This window comes from Bradyrhizobium sp. SZCCT0153, assembly GCF_018129995.1.
In the GTDB taxonomy this organism is placed as follows: domain Bacteria; phylum Pseudomonadota; class Alphaproteobacteria; order Rhizobiales; family Xanthobacteraceae; genus Bradyrhizobium; species Bradyrhizobium japonicum_G.
On record NZ_JAFCKS010000005.1, the window covers coordinates 1 to 14,430 of the forward strand.

Here is a 14,430-nt window from a genome sequence, read left to right on the forward strand (position 1 = left end):
ACCTGCATGCTGCTGTGCGGTTCTTTTGCGCTACATCTTCGCGCAGCGGACCGCGGGTGCCAGCCGGCACCCGGCCTTCCCTGCGCCCTCTTGGCTTGGAGAGGGCGGAGCGACAAAGCAAAGCTCGGGCGAAATGCGCCGCGAGGATGCGAAGGCGTGCCTGCGACACAATTCGAAGAGCGGAGCCGTCGCCTCATACTCCGTCATTGCGATCGCAGCGAAGCTAAATATTCGGCAATCGTGCCCGCACCGCCGATGGACTTGATTGGCGCAATCCGGTTCAATGCGGCGAATGAGGGTCTATCGAGCGACAATGATGTCGAAATATCTGCTGGTTATTCTGCTGATCGCCTCGCCGGCCATGGCGCAGATCAAGCTGACCCCAAAGACCACGGCGGCGCATCCGGACCCCTGCGCGCCGATCGGGCGAACCGCGGACGGCAAGCTGGTCTACTCCATGAAATGCGAGAACCTGCCGGCGCCGCCCGCGCCGCCGCCGCAGGCGGAACTGAAGGAGGCGCCGCTGCCTGCCGCCGAGCCGGAGCCGGAGGTGCGTCGGAGCGGCGTTTTCGGCTGGTCCTACGACCGCAGGTGATGTGGCCTCCCACTTGCGCGAACCTGTCTGGAATGCTCTTTGCTTGAAGATTCCCCGTGGGGGCAGCGCCCCCGATCCAGAGAGATGAGATGAGCAAACTCGTTATCCGCGCCGGCGATTTTACCTTCGATGCCCGCTTCGAGGAGCAAGCCGCGCCCAAGACCGTCGCTGCGTTCCGCAAGGCGCTGCCGTTCGAAAGCCATATCATCCATGTGCGCTGGAGCGGCGAGGGCGTGTGGATGCCGCTCGGCGACCTCGATTTCGGCGTGGGCTACGAGAACCACACCAGCTATCCCGCGCCCGGCCAGATCATCCTCTATCCCGGCGGCATCAGCGAGACCGAGATCCTGATGGCCTATGGCGGCGTGAGCTTCGCCAGCAAGATGGGCCAGCTCGCCGGCAACCACTTCATCACCGTGACCTCTGGGCTGGAGAACCTGGCAACGCTCGGCAAGAGCGTGCTGTGGAAGGGCGCGCTGCCGATCCGCTTCGAGGAAGTCTGAGTGACTGAGACCCGCTACCCGCGCGATCTCCGCGGTTACGGCCGCAACCCGCCGCATCCGCAATGGCCTGATAATGCGCGGGTCGCGGTGCAGTTCGTGGTCAATTTCGAGGAGGGCGGCGAGAACAACATCCTGCACGGCGATCGCGCCTCGGAAGCGTTCCTGTCCGACGTGCTCGGCGCGCAGCCCTGGCCGGGCCAGCGCCATGCCAATATCGAATCGATGTTCGAGTACGGCTCGCGCGCCGGCTTCTGGCGGCTGTGGCGGATGTTCAGCGAACGCAAATGGCCGACCACCGTGTTCGGCGTCGCCACCGCGTTGAAGCGCAATCCGGAGATCGTCGCGGCGATGAAGGAGGCGGGCTGGGACATCGCGAGCCATAGCCTGAAGTGGATCGAGCACAAGGACATGACCGAGGCGCAGGAGCGTGCGGAAATCGCCGAAGCGATCCGCGTCCATCTTGAGGCGACCGGATCGCGGCCGCTTGGCTGGTACACCGGGCGCTCCTCGATCAACACCAACCGTCTCCTGATGGAGGAGGGCGGCTTCCTTTATCTCTGTGACTCCTACGCCGACGATCTGCCCTATTGGGTCAAGGGCGCCAGCGGCAAGCAGCTGGTCATCCCCTATACGCTTGACGCCAACGACATGCGCTTCATCAACCCGCAGGGATTTGCGGAAGGCGAGCAATTCTTCACCTATTTGAAGGATGCCTTCGATGTTCTCTACGCCGAAGGTGAGACCGCGCCGAAGATGATGTCGGTGGGACTGCACTGCCGCCTCGCCGGCCGGCCGGGCCGCGCGGCGGGGCTGATCCGCTTCCTCGACTACATCGGCAAGCATGAGCGTGTCTGGGTTCCGACGCGGCTCCAGATCGCACAGCACTGGCACGACAAGCACGCGCACCTTGCGGCCGACGCATTCGAGATCGGGTGAGAGACGATGTCGCAGATCTCGCTTTCTGATCTCAATGCCGCCAGCGAAGCCGATTTCATCGCCGCGCTCGCCAATGTCGTAGAATATTCGCCGTGGATCGCAGAGCAGCTCGCCGGGAAGCGGCCGTTCGCCGGCATCAACCAGTTGCACGCCGCGCTGATGGCGGCGATCCAGAGTGCCGAACCCGACGTGCAATTGGCGCTGATCCGTGCGCATCCGGATCTCGCCAACAAGACCCAGCGCGCGGCGGGCCTCACGGCGGAATCGACCGACGAGCAGAACAGCGCCGGCCTCGACCGGCTCTCTGATGCCGAATACGCCGCGTTCGAGCGCGTCAACAAGGCCTATCGCGACAAGTTCGACATCCCCTATATCGTCTGCGTACGTCGTCACACCAAGGATTCCGTGCTGAGCGACTTCGAGGCGCGGTTGCGCAATATCGCCAAGACCGAGATGCGCCGCGCGATCGAGGAGATTGGCCGCATCTCGGCGTTGCGCCTCGATCAGCTCGTTGTTGCCGACGATAAGCTGAAAGTGCACGGCCGGCTGTCGACCCACGTGCTCGACAATCACGCAGGCAAGCCCGCTCCAGGCATCCCGGTGGAGCTCATCGAACTCGCCGCTCTCGGCGAGAGCCGCGTCATCGCGCGCACCTTCACCAATGCGGACGGGCGTACCGATCAACCGCTGATCGGCGGTCGTCCGCTGCCGATCGGCAGCTATGAGCTCCGCTTCAGCGTGGCCAAATATTATGCCGAGCGCAACGTCCAGCTCACCGACCCGGCGTTCCTCGACGTGATTCCGCTGCGCTTTGCGATCAGCGAGCCGGAAAGCCATTACCACGTGCCGCTACTGGTCACGCCGTGGAGCTACTCGACCTATCGTGGCAGCTAGTCGCCAAATTTCTCGTGCAGTGCCGGAAACAGCCGGTCCGGCTTGAAGGGAGGCGCGGTGAAGCGGATTCCGGTGGCGTCCGCGATCGCATTGCCGAGCGCGGCGGCGACCGGATTGTACGGGCTCTCGCTCATCGACTTCGCTCCCAGCGGTCCGATCGTGTCGCTGGTCTCGGCGAAGAAGACTTCCGTACGCGGCACGTCGGCGAAGGAGGGCAGGTGGTAATCGCGGAATTTCGGATTGGTGACGCGGCCGTCCGCGTCGATCACCATCTCCTCGTAGAGCGCCGCACCGAGCGCCTGCGCGACGCCGCCCTCGACCTGGCCGCGGCACTGCATGGGATTGGCGACGACGCCGGCATCCGCCGCCTGCACGCTCCTGAGAATCTTCAGCTCGCCGGTGCCCTTGTTCACGGCGACGCGGAAACCCTGCACGTTGAAGCCGACCGAACGCGGCGTGCCGCCGGAACGGCCGGTGCCTGCGAACGGCTGTCCGCGTTCGCGCGCAAGCCTGGCCAATTCCGCAAACGACATACGCCGCACGCCGCTGACGACAGCGTCGCCTTCGAGCGTGCAGCCGCCGACCTCACAGAGCCATGCAGCGGCTGCCGCCGCCTTCAACTCGGTCGCAAGCTGCATGGCTGCCTCATGGGTCGCCTTGCCGGCGACGAAGGTGCCGGCGCTGCCATAGGCGCCGGTGTCGTGGCCGCCATGGGCGGTGTCGGACTGGCGCAGATGGATGCGGTCGACGGTGGTCGCCAGCACGGTGGCGGCGATCTGCCGGTGCACGGTGCTTGTGCCGTTGCCGAACTCGGCGGTGCCGACGGTGAGATCGAAGCCGCCGTGGTCGTTGAGCGCGATCTTGGCGTCGGCGAGGTGGCCGGCTGGCGGCACCGTGTCGATCATGGTCAGCGCGACGCCGTCGCCGACCAGCCATTCCGGCGACAGGTCCGGCTGCGGACCATCGGCCTGCATCGCGCGCTCGACGAGGTCGAGGCACTGGTCGAGCCCGTAGGAGCCATAGAGCACGTCGTGAAATTCGGATGGCGGCGGCGACAGCATGGGATCGCCGGGCTTGACGACGTTGCGCCGGCGCATGTCGTAGGGGCTGATCCCGAGTTGCGTTGCCAGCTCGTCGATCGCGGCTTCGATCGCAATCTGCGTTTGCGGCAGGCCATAGCCGCGAAATGCCCCCGCCGGCACCGTGTTGGTGTAGACGGCGAAGCCGTCGACCTTCTTGTTCGGACAGTTGTAGACGCTGATGGACTCGGCCAGCGAGTGGAACATCACCGGGCCGGCGTGATTGCCGTAAGCACCGGTGTTGGAGAGCACCTCGAGCTGGAGCGCGGTGAGCTTGCCGTCCGCGTCTGCACCGGCCTTGATGTGGACGCGCATCGGATGCCGCGTCGAGGTTGCGATGAACTGCTCCTCGCGGGTGAGCTCCAGCTTCACCGGCCGCCCGGTCTTCAGCGCGGCAAGCGCCAGGATGTCCTCGACGAACATCTCCTGCTTGCCGCCAAAGCCGCCGCCGACGCGTTCGCAGAACACGCGGACCTTGTCCATGGGAAGCTCGAAGATATCCGACAGCGCGCGCCGGGTCAGGAACGGTACCTGCGTCGAGGTGCGGACATTGAGCACGCCCGACGCATCAAGCCAGGCGAGCCCGCCATGGGTTTCCAGAGCGGCATGCTGCACGCGATGGCTGTGGAAGGTGGCCTCGTAGGTGACGGCGGATGTCGCGAGCGCGGCCGCAACGTCGCCGAATTCGCCGTGCGTCTCCGCGACGAGGTTACGCTGGGCGTCGGCAACGCGATTTTCGCTGGTCCGATCGGGATGAATGATCGGCGCGCCCGGCGCCATCGCCTTCTCAGGGTCGATCAGCGCAGGCAGAAGCTCGTAACTGACCTGCAGCCGGCGGCAGGCCTCCTCGGCGGCGGCCTCGCTTTCGGCGACGACGGCGGCGACCTTCTGGCCGATGAAGCGGACGACGTCGTCGAGGATTCGGGTATCCTCCGGATCCATCCAGTCCTTCTCATGCCGCGCGGTCGAGATCAGGATCGTTGGAGCATCCTCATGCGTCAGCACCGCGTGCACGCCGGGAACGCGAAGGGCGTCCGATTTGTCGATCGCGACGATCTTCGCGTGCGCGTGCGGCGAGCGGAGCAGCTTGATATGCAGCAGGCCGTCGATCTGCGTGTCGAATGTGTAGCGCGCCTTGCCGCGCACGACGTCGGGTCCAGCCGGAGCCGGCAGGCTGCGGCCGAATGCAGCGCCGGGCTCGACGCTCTCCTCGACATTGATCTTGCCGAGAAGCGCATCCTCGATCGAACGATAGCCGGTGCAGCGACAGATGTTGCCCTTCAGCGCGACGCCGAGATCGGTGCGCTGCGCCTGATTCAGCGACGCGCAGGTCAGGATCATGCCGGCGGTGCAGAAGCCGCATTGAAAGCCTTGCGCATCGAGGAAGGCCTGCTGCATCGGATGCGCGCCGTGGTCGTCGCCGAGACCTTCGATCGTGGTGACGGCACGGCCTTCGGCGCGGAAAGCCGGGATCAGGCAGCTATGTACCGGCTCGCCGTCGAGCAACACGGTGCAGGCGCCGCAATCGCCGGCGTCGCAGCCCTTCTTCACGCCGAAATGGCCGAGCTCGCGCAGAAACGTGCGCAGGCACTGGCCGGCGCGCGGGCTCTGCGAAAACGGCTTGCCGTTGATCTCGAAGCTCATGATGGCGTCGCGTCCAGAAGTTCGTCACGGATCTCCTCGGCAAGCCGCAGTGTCATGTGCTTGCGCCAGAGCGGCTTGCCGTGGATGTCGGTGTGGTACAGATCGTCCGTGATCTGCCGAGCAATAGCGTCGCGAAGCGGGCTCGCCTCCGGGGCCTTGCGAAAGGACAATCGGATCGGCCGCACCGTCGATGCGGTGACCGTGATCGTCAGCGTGCCGTCGGCATCCAGGCTGCCGATCAGGAGCGCCGCCGAGCGGCCGACCGGTGCCAGCGAGATCTGGCGAAAGGCCGTGCGGCGCTTCAACGCGGCGATCGGAATATCGATTTGCCGGAGCAGGTCCCCCGGCATCAGAAGGTTGCGCTGGTTGCCGGTGACGAAGTCCGCGACTTGCATCTTCTGTTCACCGCCGCCGGCCTTCCAGATGGTACAGACGCCATCGAGCGCCGCGGTGAGCGAGATCATCGGTCCTGCCGGCAACGACATGCAGAGATTGCCGCCGACCGTCGCCGTCTTCCAGATCTTGAACGAAGCAAGGAAGGCGCGGCAGCATTGGTTGATCAGCGGCGACGCGAACCAGCCGAACGGACAGGCGAGCCCATCGAGCTGCGCGATGGTGCACGTGGCGGCAATGCTGAGATGACTGTCGGTGACCGTCAGCGCCGGCCACTTCAGGTCGGTGAGATCGATGAGCCGAGCCAGGTGGACTTGCGGCTCCGAGAACAGCCATGTGCCGCCCGCGAGCCAAGCATCACCTGGCGTCCAAACGGGCAGCTGCGCGCGCGTTTGCGGATGGGTGACCGCTGTGATGGTATTCAAATCCATGGCCGCGCCAACGCTTCCGCCCGGTGAATCGTGCAGATGAGTCTTGCAAGACCGGAGCCAAGTCGCAACAACAAGTCGCAGCAGGATGGCGTTCGGGCTGGCGTCTGTCTTGCAGGCCTGCCGTCAGCGGATGTGAGGAGAGCAGGATCATGAGCGACGCAAAGCCGATCTGGATCAAGGATCCGCTGGCCATCCTCGCCGACGGGGCCGAGTGCGGGGTCGTGGTGAAGGACGGCCGGATCGTCGAGCTGGTGCCGGTCGGCGCTGCGCCCGCAACTGCGGATGTCGCAGTGTTCGATGCCGGCGAACACGTCGTGCTGCCCGGCCTCATCAACACCCACCATCATTTCTACCAGACCCTGACGCGGGCGTTGCCGGCGGCGATGGATCGCGAACTGTTTCCCTGGCTCCAGGCGCTCTATCCGGTCTGGGCGAAGCTGACGCCGGAGCGGCTGCAGCTCGGCGTCACGGTGGCGATGTCCGAGCTGCTGCTGTCGGGCTGCACCACCACGACCGACCACCATTACGTGTTCCCTGCGGGGCTCGAGGAATCCGTCGACATCGAGGTTGACGTCGCAAAACGTCTTGGCGTGCGCGTGCTGCTCACGCGCGGCTCGATGAACCTGTCGCAGCGCGATGGCGGCCTGCCGCCCGATAGCGTCGTGCAGGACGAAGACACCATCCTCGCCGACAGCGCGCGCGTGGTTGCCAAGCATCATCAGCGAGGTGCGGATGCGATGGTGCAGATCGCGCTCGCGCCGTGCTCGCCGTTCTCGGTGACGACGTCCCTGATGCGTGCCACCGCCGAGCTCGCCGACAAGCTCGAAGTACGCCTGCATACCCATCTCGCCGAGACCGAGGACGAGAACAGGTTCTGCCAGCAGATGTACGGCTGCCGTCCGCTCGACTATCTCGAGCAATGCGGCTGGCTCAATGCGCGCACTTGGCTCGCCCATGGTATCTTCTTCGATGCCGACGAGATGAAGCGGTTGGGTCGCGCCGGGACGAGCATCAGCCATTGCGCCTGCAGCAACCAGCTCCTGGCATCCGGCTGCTGTCCCGTGTGCGATTTGGAGGAAGCCGGCGTCGGCATCGGCATCGGGGTGGACGGTTCGGCCTCGAATGATGGATCGAACCTGATGCAGGAGGTGCGGGCGGCGTTCCTCCTGCAGCGGGCGCGCTACGGGGTGGCGAAGGTCAGCCACAAGGATGCGCTGCGCTGGGCCACCAAGGGTTCGGCAGCCTGCGTCGGCCGGCCGGAACTCGGTGAGATCGCCGTCGGCAAGGCAGCCGATCTTGCGCTGTTCCGGCTCGATGAGCTGCGCTTCTCCGGCCATGGCGATCCTCTGGCCGCAGTGGTGCTGTGCGGGGCGCATCGGGCTGATCGGGTGATGGTGGCTGGAAAATGGGCCGTAGTCGATGGCGCGATCCCGGGCCTCGACGTTGCAGACCTCATCCGCCGCCATAGTGCGGCGGCGCGGGCCATGCAGGCCGGATAATATCCCGGCGAAAATAGAAAGAGGGGGCGACCACAAGTGCCGGGTGCTTCTGGCCACCCCCTCCGAACCTCCTCCGGGAGGAGCAGGTGATCTAGGCAATGCAAGAAGCGTGCTACTTGCCCGGCAGCTTGTCGTCGATGCCCTTGACGTAGAAATTCATGCCGAGGATCTGGCCGTCGTCGAGGTGATCGCCGCCTTTACACTCGACCGGCTTGCCGTCCTGCCCAATGACCGGGCACTTGAACGGATGCAGCTTGCCCGCGGTGATCGCCGCCTGGGCATCTTCGGCCATCTTCTTCACGTCGTCAGGCATGTTGGTGTAGGGCGCCATCGCGAACATGTGGCTGTCGAGGCCGCCCCAGGTGTCCTCGGACTTCCAGGTTCCGTCGAGCTCGGCTTTGACGCGGGCGATGTAGTAGGGGGCCCAGGTGTCCAGGATCGAGGTGAGCTGGGTCTTCGGCCCGAACTTGATCATCTCGGAGTCCTGGCCGAAGGCGAGCTTGCCGCGTTCGCTGGCGATCTGCATCGCCGCCGGCGAGTCCGTGTGCTGCATGATCACGTCGGCGCCCTGGTCGATCAGCGCCTTGGCGGCGTCGGCTTCCTTGCCCGGGTCGAACCAGGTGTTGGCCCAGATGATCTTGACCTTGATGTTCGGGTTGATGGTCTGCGCCGCCAGGATCGTCGCGTTGATGCCGGAGACGACCTCCGGAATCGGGAACGAACCGATATAGCCGAGCACGCCGGACTTCGACATCTTGGCCGCGATCAGGCCCTGGATGTAGCGGCCCTGGTACCATTTGGCCGAATAGGTCGACATGTTCTTGTCGCGCTTGTAGCCGGTCGAATGCTCGAAATGCACGTTCGGATACTTCTTGGCCACCTTCAGCGTCGGATCCATGTAGCCGAACGAGGTCGTGAAGATCAGCTTGTTGCCGGCGCGGACGAGCTGCTCGATGGCGCGTTCGGCATCGGGACCTTCGGGCACATTCTCCAGATAGGTGGTCTCGATCTTGTCGCCCAGTTCCTTCACCAGCGCCTGGCGCGCGAGGTCGTGCTGGTAGGTCCAGCCAAGGTCTCCGATCGGACCGAGGTAAATGAAGCCGACCTTGAGCTTGTCGGCGGCGGAGGCTGCACTGACGCTTCCGGCAAGCAAAAGCCCGGCAGCCAGCGCAAGAAGTGTTTTCCTCATCATCAATCTCCAAACATCAGGGGAAAGCCACGATCCGCACCGTGCGCGCCCCATCGCGCACGGTGCGGAAATGAAACTCAGCGGTCAGGCACGAACACGGTGCCCAGCGCAGCCGGCGCGGTCGATCCGCCCGTGCGCGCGCGGGAGAGCAGGACCAGGACGATGACGGTCGCAAGGTAAGGCAGCGCCGACATGAGCTGCGAGGGAACGCCGACGCCCCAGCCCTGCGCGTGCAGCTGCAGGATCGTCACCGCGCCGAACAGGTAGGCGCCGACCACGAGCCGTCCGGGTCGCCAGGACGAGAACACGACCAGCGCCAGCGCGATCCAGCCGCGGCCTGCGGTCATGCCGGGAATGAAGAACGGCGTATAGGCGAGCGGCAAGTAAGCGCCGGCAAGTCCGGCGCAGGCGCCGCCGAACATCACGGCGAAGGTTCGGATGCGCAGCACGGGATAGCCGAGCGCATGGGCGGAGACGTGGTTGTCGCCGCAGGCGCGCAGGATCAGGCCCGGCCGGGTACGGTATAGAAACCACCAGACGCCGACGATCAGCGCCAGCGAGAAGTAGACGAAGGCGTCTTCGCCGAACAGCACGCGGCCGATCAGCGGAATGTCCGTGAGACCGGGGATGTGGAGATGAACCGCCGGCGTGATGCGCTCACCGACAAATCCGGCGCCGATCAGGCCGGACAGTCCGATGCCGAGAATGGTCAGAGCAAGGCCTGTCGCAACCTGGTTGACCGCGAGCCCGAGCGTCATCAGAGCGAAGACCAGCGACATCAATGTGCCCGCAACGATGCCGAACAGCGCGCCGATGAAGATCGAACCGGTCAGCCAGGCGCCGGCAAAGCCGCAGGCCGCCCCGACGATCATCATGCCCTCGACGCCGAGATTGAGCACGCCGGATCGTTCGGTCACGAGCTCGCCGGTCGCCGCGATCAGGAGCGGCGTCGAGGCGGCGAGCACTGCGAGGATGATGGCTTCAATTAGCTCCACGAGCCACCTGTCGGTTCGGGAAGACCAGCTTGAAGCAGTAGAGAATGAGGGAATCGCAGGCGAGCACGTAGAACAGCAGGATGCCTTGAAAGACCTTGGTGACGTCCAACGGGATCTTCATCGCGATCTGCGCCTGCTCGCCGCCGATAAAGGTCAATGCGAGAAAAAGGCCTGCAATTAAAATTCCAAGCGGGTTCAGCCGACCGAGGAAGGCAACGATGATCGCGGTAAAGCCGTAGCCGGGGGAGATGCCGGGCTGGAGGTGTCCGACGGGACCTGCGACCTCGATGATGCCGGCAAGGCCCGCGAGTGCACCCGAGACGGCGAAGGTCAGGAGGATCAACTGGTTCGAATTGAATCCGCCGAACCGCGCGGCGCGGGGGGCTGCGCCCACCACGCGGATCTCGAATCCCTTGATGGTGCGTCCGAGCAGGATCGCCACCGCCGCGACGACAAGCAAGGCGATGATCGAGCCGAGATGCAGCCGGCCGCCTTCGATCAGCAGCGGAACGGTTGCGACCGGATCGAATTCGGCCGTGGTCGGAAAGTTGAAGCCGTTCGGATCGCGCCAGGGGCCGCGCACCAGATAGTCGAGGAAGAGATCGGCGACATAAACCAGCATCAGGCTGGTCAGGATTTCGCTGGCGCCGAACCTCACCTTGCAGATTGCCGGGATCAGCGCATAGAGCGCGCCTGCCGCGGCGGCGAGCACGAACATGACCGGCAGTACCCAGGCGCCGGCGTCGGTGCCTTGCGTCTTCACGGCGATCCAGCTTCCGGCGACAGCGCCGATCAGAAATTGCCCCTCGGCGCCGATGTTCCAGGCATTGGCGAGATAGCAAAGCGACAGCCCGATCGCGATCATCACCAGCGGTGTCGCTTTCACCGCGATCTCCTGCAGCGAATAACTGTCGGTCAGAGGCGCGATGAAATAGGCGTGCAGGGCAAGGAGCGGATTCTTGCCGAGGATCGCGAACAGGATGACCATGGTGACGATCGTCAGGCCGATTGCGATCAGCGGCGAGACCAGCGCGATCGTGTTGGAACGCTCGGCGCGCTTCTCAAGCACCAACTGCATGCGCGGCCTCCTTCGGCTCCAGGCTGCTGCCGCCCATGAGGAGGCCGAGCTTTTCGCGAGTGGCTTCGCTTGTTGCGAGCGGCGCGGACAGTCGGCCATGGAACATGACGGCAATGCGGTCGGCGATTTCCGCCAGTTCGTCGAGGTCCTGGCTGGTGACGAGCACGGCGGCGCCCGCGGTTGCCAGATCAAGCAGCGCCTGGCGGATGACGGCGGCCGCGCCGGCATCGACGCCCCAGGTCGGCTGGCTCACCACCAGCACGGCGGGGTTGCGCAGGATCTCGCGTCCCACGATGAACTTTTGCAGATTGCCGCCGGAGAGGGATGCGGCTTCCGGATCGCGCTTGGCCTTGCGGACGTCGAACGTCTCGGTTGCGCGGTCGACGGTCTTGAGCGTGGCCGCGGTGTCGATAAAGCCATGATTGACCATACCGCTCGCGGCATGGCCGGTGAGCAGCGCGTTCTCCGACAGCCTCATGCGCGGCGCGGTGCCGTGGCCGAGCCGCTCTTCGGGAACGAAAGCCGCACCCAGCTTGCGCCGCTGCGTGATCGAGAGATGGCCTGCGGCGATGCCTTCGATCACCACCGTACCGGGATCCTTGGACAGGCGCTCGCCGGACAGCGCGGCGAATAGCTCGTCCTGGCCGTTGCCGGCGACGCCGGCGATGCCCAGGATTTCGCCGCCCTTCAACTCGAACGAGATGTGCTCCAGTCGCACGCCGTGCGCCTCGCTAGGGGCCAGCGAAAGATCGTTGACGACGAGCCGAGGTACGGTGGTCGTCCGGCCGGCGGCAGCCTTCACTTGCTTGATTTCGCCACCGACCATCATGCGCGCGAGCGAAGCTGCGGTCTCGAGCCCGGGATTGCAGGTCTGGATCTTCTTGCCGCCGCGCAGGATCGTTGCGGTGTCGCAGAGGCGCTTCACCTCCTCCAGCTTGTGGCTGATGTAGAGGATGGCGCGGCCTTCGGCCTTCAGCCGCTCCAGCACGATGAAGAGCTGGTCGGCTTCCTGCGGCGTCAGCACCGCCGTGGGCTCGTCCAGGATCAGGAATTTCGGATTCTGCATCAGCGCGCGGACGATCTCGATGCGCTGGCGCTCGCCGACCGACAATTGCCAGACCTCGCGTTTGGGATCGAGCGGCAGTCCATACGTCTTCGACACCTGCTCCAGTCGCGCCGACATGTCCTTGAAGGATTCCTTGCCGTCAAGGCCGAGCGCGACGTTCTCGGCGACGGTGAGATTGTCGAACAGCGAGAAATGCTGGAACACCATGCCGATGCCGCGGTCGCGCGCTTCCGAGGGACCGGCCAACACGATCGGCAGGCCCTGCCAGAAAATCTGGCCGGCGCTGGGCTGGATCAGCCCGTAGATCGCCTTGACCAGCGTCGACTTGCCGGCGCCGTTTTCACCGAGCAGCGCGTGGATTTCCGTTGGCCAGATATCGATGTCGATGGAATCGTTGGCGAGGAAGTCGCCATAGCGCTTGGTGAGCCCGATCGTCCTGAGGAGCGGAGACTCGCCGGAATGCAGGCCGTTAGCCGTGGGATCCAACATTCGCTGATGCGCTTGCTTGGGGTGAAGTGCCTCAATAGTGGGCTAGTTTAAACCGCCGCCTCTGGAGAACTGTTGCTGCCGCCTCCTGCTTATGGCGTCTGTTGCAAATTTGTGACGGTTCAAGCCAAATCGGAACCTGCTGTGCAGGCTTGATGCGAAGTTGAGCAAAACTCCGCCAGCGCGCGTATGCAATTCCCGATCGTGAGGACAATCGCCGTGGCCAATTTTGTCGACACCGTCCGCTCGACGCAAAAGACAAACGAAATCAATCGGGAATGTCCGGCAAGGACGGCCATCGCGCGACCTGGCGCACGTGACAGCGAAGCAAAAAAAATCTTCTGAATTTCGCTGAGAGGCGCCGCTTGCTGCTGAAACGTGCGGCATGGCTTGAAAGAAGTTGAGGCTTCTCACCCCGGGAGATCGGCGCAAGTGTCGCACCCAAGGGACGTTCATTTTTACGTGTCCAAACTTGGGGGTATTCAGGATGTCGTTTCGTTTCAGGGCAATTGCAGCAGCGGCGCTGTCACTTGCCACGCTCGCCACAAGTGGCCTTGCTCAGGCCGCGGACTTGCCGGTCAAGGCCGCCAAGAAGGCGGCCGACCTCCCGTTCTTCCTGGTGATCGACGACCGCGTCACCTTCTCCTACATCTTCGACGCCTCGCAGCCGGGCGCGTTCACCAACACTAACGGGGTGATCAACGCCAAGACGACGAAGCAGGTCTACTCCTTCACCCATTTCGACGCCTGGGCTTACGGCACCAACTTCTTCACCATCTCGCTGTTCAAGTCGGACCACAACGACCCGGCAGGTCCCTGCACCGCTACCGGCGTGATCGTGTCGCCGGCTGCAGGCTTCGCAGCGACGCCCGCAAACTGCGCCGGCGCAACCGAAATCTATGGCCTGTTCCGCTCGACCTTCGGCTGGAACGAGATCTTCAACACCAAGGCCTTCACGCAAGGCCCGCTGCATAACATCTCGTTCGAGGTTGGCATGGATGCCAACACAGAGAACCGGTACTTCGGCGCCGCCAAGCGCGACGTCGTCGCCGGTCTGCAGTTCGCCTTCGATCTTCCCTACAAGGGCTACTTCAACGTAGCGCCGCTGGTGTATTGGGAGTTCGCCAACCACAACTCCTTCTCGCAGTGCGGCGCCGGTTGGTCGGCCCCGTGCATCGCCGACGGCAACACGTCGTTCAAGCCGACCTGGGCGGTCGAAACCAACTACTATATGGACCTCGGTTTCCTGCCGGCGAACATGCAGTACTTCTCGATCAGCGGCCGCGCCGGCTGGTACGGCAAGAAGGGAACGGACACGGAGCCGCTTCCGGCCAGCGTTGCCAACAACGTCTATCCCACCAAGGTCGAGTTCAACTCGGAGCCGATCCGCCTGACGCTCGATGCCTCGAAGGCGGTCTGGGGTGAGAAGTACTCGCACTTCGTCGACGTTTGGGTCGCCTATCGCTACTGGCAGAACAAGTTCGGCCTCGATCACAACAACGCCTTTGCTTGCACCACTTTCGTCGGTGGCACGAAGGTGAGCACCGGCTCCTGCACCGAATCCTCGCTGTACTCCGGTATCACCGTGAAGTTCTAACCACCTGACGCGTCAGGTGAACGACGATGACGCCGCGTCAAACCT

The 14,430-nt window shown here is 64.3% G+C and carries 12 protein-coding genes; 6 read left to right on the forward strand and 6 right to left on the reverse strand.

Features of this window, described 5'->3' with window-relative positions:
- Positions 1-316: 316 nt before the first annotated feature.
- The 4 genes from JQ572_RS21465 to uraD all read left to right on the forward strand — a co-directional run bounded on the left by JQ572_RS21465 (position 317) and on the right by uraD (position 2,928).
- The gene (locus tag JQ572_RS21465; RefSeq protein ID WP_372703294.1) at positions 317-595 is read left to right on the forward strand and encodes a hypothetical protein; all 279 of its coding nucleotides are present in this window, start codon (positions 317-319) and stop codon (positions 593-595) included.
- A gap of 89 nt (positions 596-684) precedes the next feature.
- Positions 685-1,098, forward strand: coding sequence for a DUF3830 family protein (locus JQ572_RS21470; RefSeq protein WP_211384828.1), 414 nt, complete (start codon positions 685-687; stop codon positions 1,096-1,098).
- Positions 1,099-2,034 carry an allantoinase PuuE gene (gene puuE / locus JQ572_RS21475; protein ID WP_211384829.1) on the forward strand — a complete coding sequence of 312 codons (936 nt, stop codon included), beginning with the start codon at positions 1,099-1,101 and terminating at the stop codon, positions 2,032-2,034.
- Positions 2,035-2,040: 6 nt separating this feature from the next.
- Positions 2,041-2,928, forward strand: a complete 888-nt coding sequence (gene uraD / locus JQ572_RS21480; protein ID WP_211384830.1) for a 2-oxo-4-hydroxy-4-carboxy-5-ureidoimidazoline decarboxylase — start codon at positions 2,041-2,043, stop codon at positions 2,926-2,928.
- On the opposite strand, the gene JQ572_RS21485 is transcribed toward uraD, so the two are convergent.
- Positions 2,925-5,651, reverse strand: a complete 2,727-nt coding sequence (locus JQ572_RS21485; RefSeq protein WP_211384831.1) for a molybdopterin-dependent oxidoreductase — start codon at positions 5,649-5,651, stop codon at positions 2,925-2,927. The two genes, uraD and JQ572_RS21485, sit on opposite strands and share 4 nt — an antisense overlap.
- Complete coding sequence (locus tag JQ572_RS21490; RefSeq protein WP_211384832.1) at positions 5,648-6,475, reverse strand: FAD binding domain-containing protein; 828 nt, start codon at positions 6,473-6,475, stop codon at positions 5,648-5,650. Before JQ572_RS21490 ends, JQ572_RS21485 begins: the two co-directional genes overlap by 4 nt.
- 149 nt (positions 6,476-6,624) lie before the next feature.
- Here JQ572_RS21490 and JQ572_RS21495 point away from each other — a divergent pair, with 149 nt between their 5' ends.
- Complete coding sequence (locus JQ572_RS21495; RefSeq protein WP_211384833.1) at positions 6,625-7,974, forward strand: 8-oxoguanine deaminase; 1,350 nt, start codon at positions 6,625-6,627, stop codon at positions 7,972-7,974.
- Between the two features lie 112 nt (positions 7,975-8,086).
- On the opposite strand, the gene JQ572_RS21500 is transcribed toward JQ572_RS21495, so the two are convergent.
- From JQ572_RS21500 to JQ572_RS21515, 4 genes are all read right to left on the reverse strand, one after another.
- Complete coding sequence (locus JQ572_RS21500) at positions 8,087-9,163, reverse strand: BMP family ABC transporter substrate-binding protein (protein WP_211384834.1); 1,077 nt, start codon at positions 9,161-9,163, stop codon at positions 8,087-8,089.
- 77 nt (positions 9,164-9,240) lie between these two features.
- Positions 9,241-10,158 (reverse strand): ABC transporter permease, encoded by a 918-nt coding sequence (locus JQ572_RS21505; protein ID WP_211384835.1) that lies wholly within the window; start codon positions 10,156-10,158, stop codon positions 9,241-9,243.
- Positions 10,145-11,236 carry an ABC transporter permease gene (locus tag JQ572_RS21510; protein WP_211384836.1) on the reverse strand — a complete coding sequence of 364 codons (1,092 nt, stop codon included), beginning with the start codon at positions 11,234-11,236 and terminating at the stop codon, positions 10,145-10,147. Before JQ572_RS21510 ends, JQ572_RS21505 begins: the two co-directional genes overlap by 14 nt.
- Positions 11,220-12,791 (reverse strand): ABC transporter ATP-binding protein, encoded by a 1,572-nt coding sequence (locus tag JQ572_RS21515; RefSeq protein WP_211384837.1) that lies wholly within the window; start codon positions 12,789-12,791, stop codon positions 11,220-11,222. Before JQ572_RS21515 ends, JQ572_RS21510 begins: the two co-directional genes overlap by 17 nt.
- Before the next feature lie 484 nt (positions 12,792-13,275).
- On the opposite strand from JQ572_RS21515, the gene JQ572_RS21520 reads away from it, so the two are divergent.
- Positions 13,276-14,385, forward strand: coding sequence for a hypothetical protein (locus JQ572_RS21520; protein WP_211384838.1), 1,110 nt, complete (start codon positions 13,276-13,278; stop codon positions 14,383-14,385).
- Positions 14,386-14,430 lie beyond the last annotated feature (45 nt).

What these genes read in the sequence shown, in the direction of transcription:
- JQ572_RS21495 (WP_211384833.1), top strand. Translation starts at nt 6,625, where the DNA reads ATGAGCGACGCAAAGCCGATCTGGATCAAGGATCCGCTGGCCATCCTC.
- uraD (WP_211384830.1), top strand. Translation starts at nt 2,041, where the DNA reads ATGTCGCAGATCTCGCTTTCTGATCTCAATGCCGCCAGCGAAGCCGAT.
- JQ572_RS21490 (WP_211384832.1), bottom strand. Translation starts at nt 6,475, where the DNA reads ATGGATTTGAATACCATCACAGCGGTCACCCATCCGCAAACGCGCGCG.
- JQ572_RS21465 (WP_372703294.1), top strand. Translation starts at nt 317, where the DNA reads ATGTCGAAATATCTGCTGGTTATTCTGCTGATCGCCTCGCCGGCCATG.
- JQ572_RS21520 (WP_211384838.1), top strand. Translation starts at nt 13,276, where the DNA reads ATGTCGTTTCGTTTCAGGGCAATTGCAGCAGCGGCGCTGTCACTTGCC.
- JQ572_RS21485 (WP_211384831.1), bottom strand. Translation starts at nt 5,651, where the DNA reads ATGAGCTTCGAGATCAACGGCAAGCCGTTTTCGCAGAGCCCGCGCGCC.
- JQ572_RS21500 (WP_211384834.1), bottom strand. Translation starts at nt 9,163, where the DNA reads ATGAGGAAAACACTTCTTGCGCTGGCTGCCGGGCTTTTGCTTGCCGGA.
- JQ572_RS21470 (WP_211384828.1), top strand. Translation starts at nt 685, where the DNA reads ATGAGCAAACTCGTTATCCGCGCCGGCGATTTTACCTTCGATGCCCGC.
- JQ572_RS21510 (WP_211384836.1), bottom strand. Translation starts at nt 11,236, where the DNA reads ATGCAGTTGGTGCTTGAGAAGCGCGCCGAGCGTTCCAACACGATCGCG.
- JQ572_RS21515 (WP_211384837.1), bottom strand. Translation starts at nt 12,791, where the DNA reads ATGTTGGATCCCACGGCTAACGGCCTGCATTCCGGCGAGTCTCCGCTC.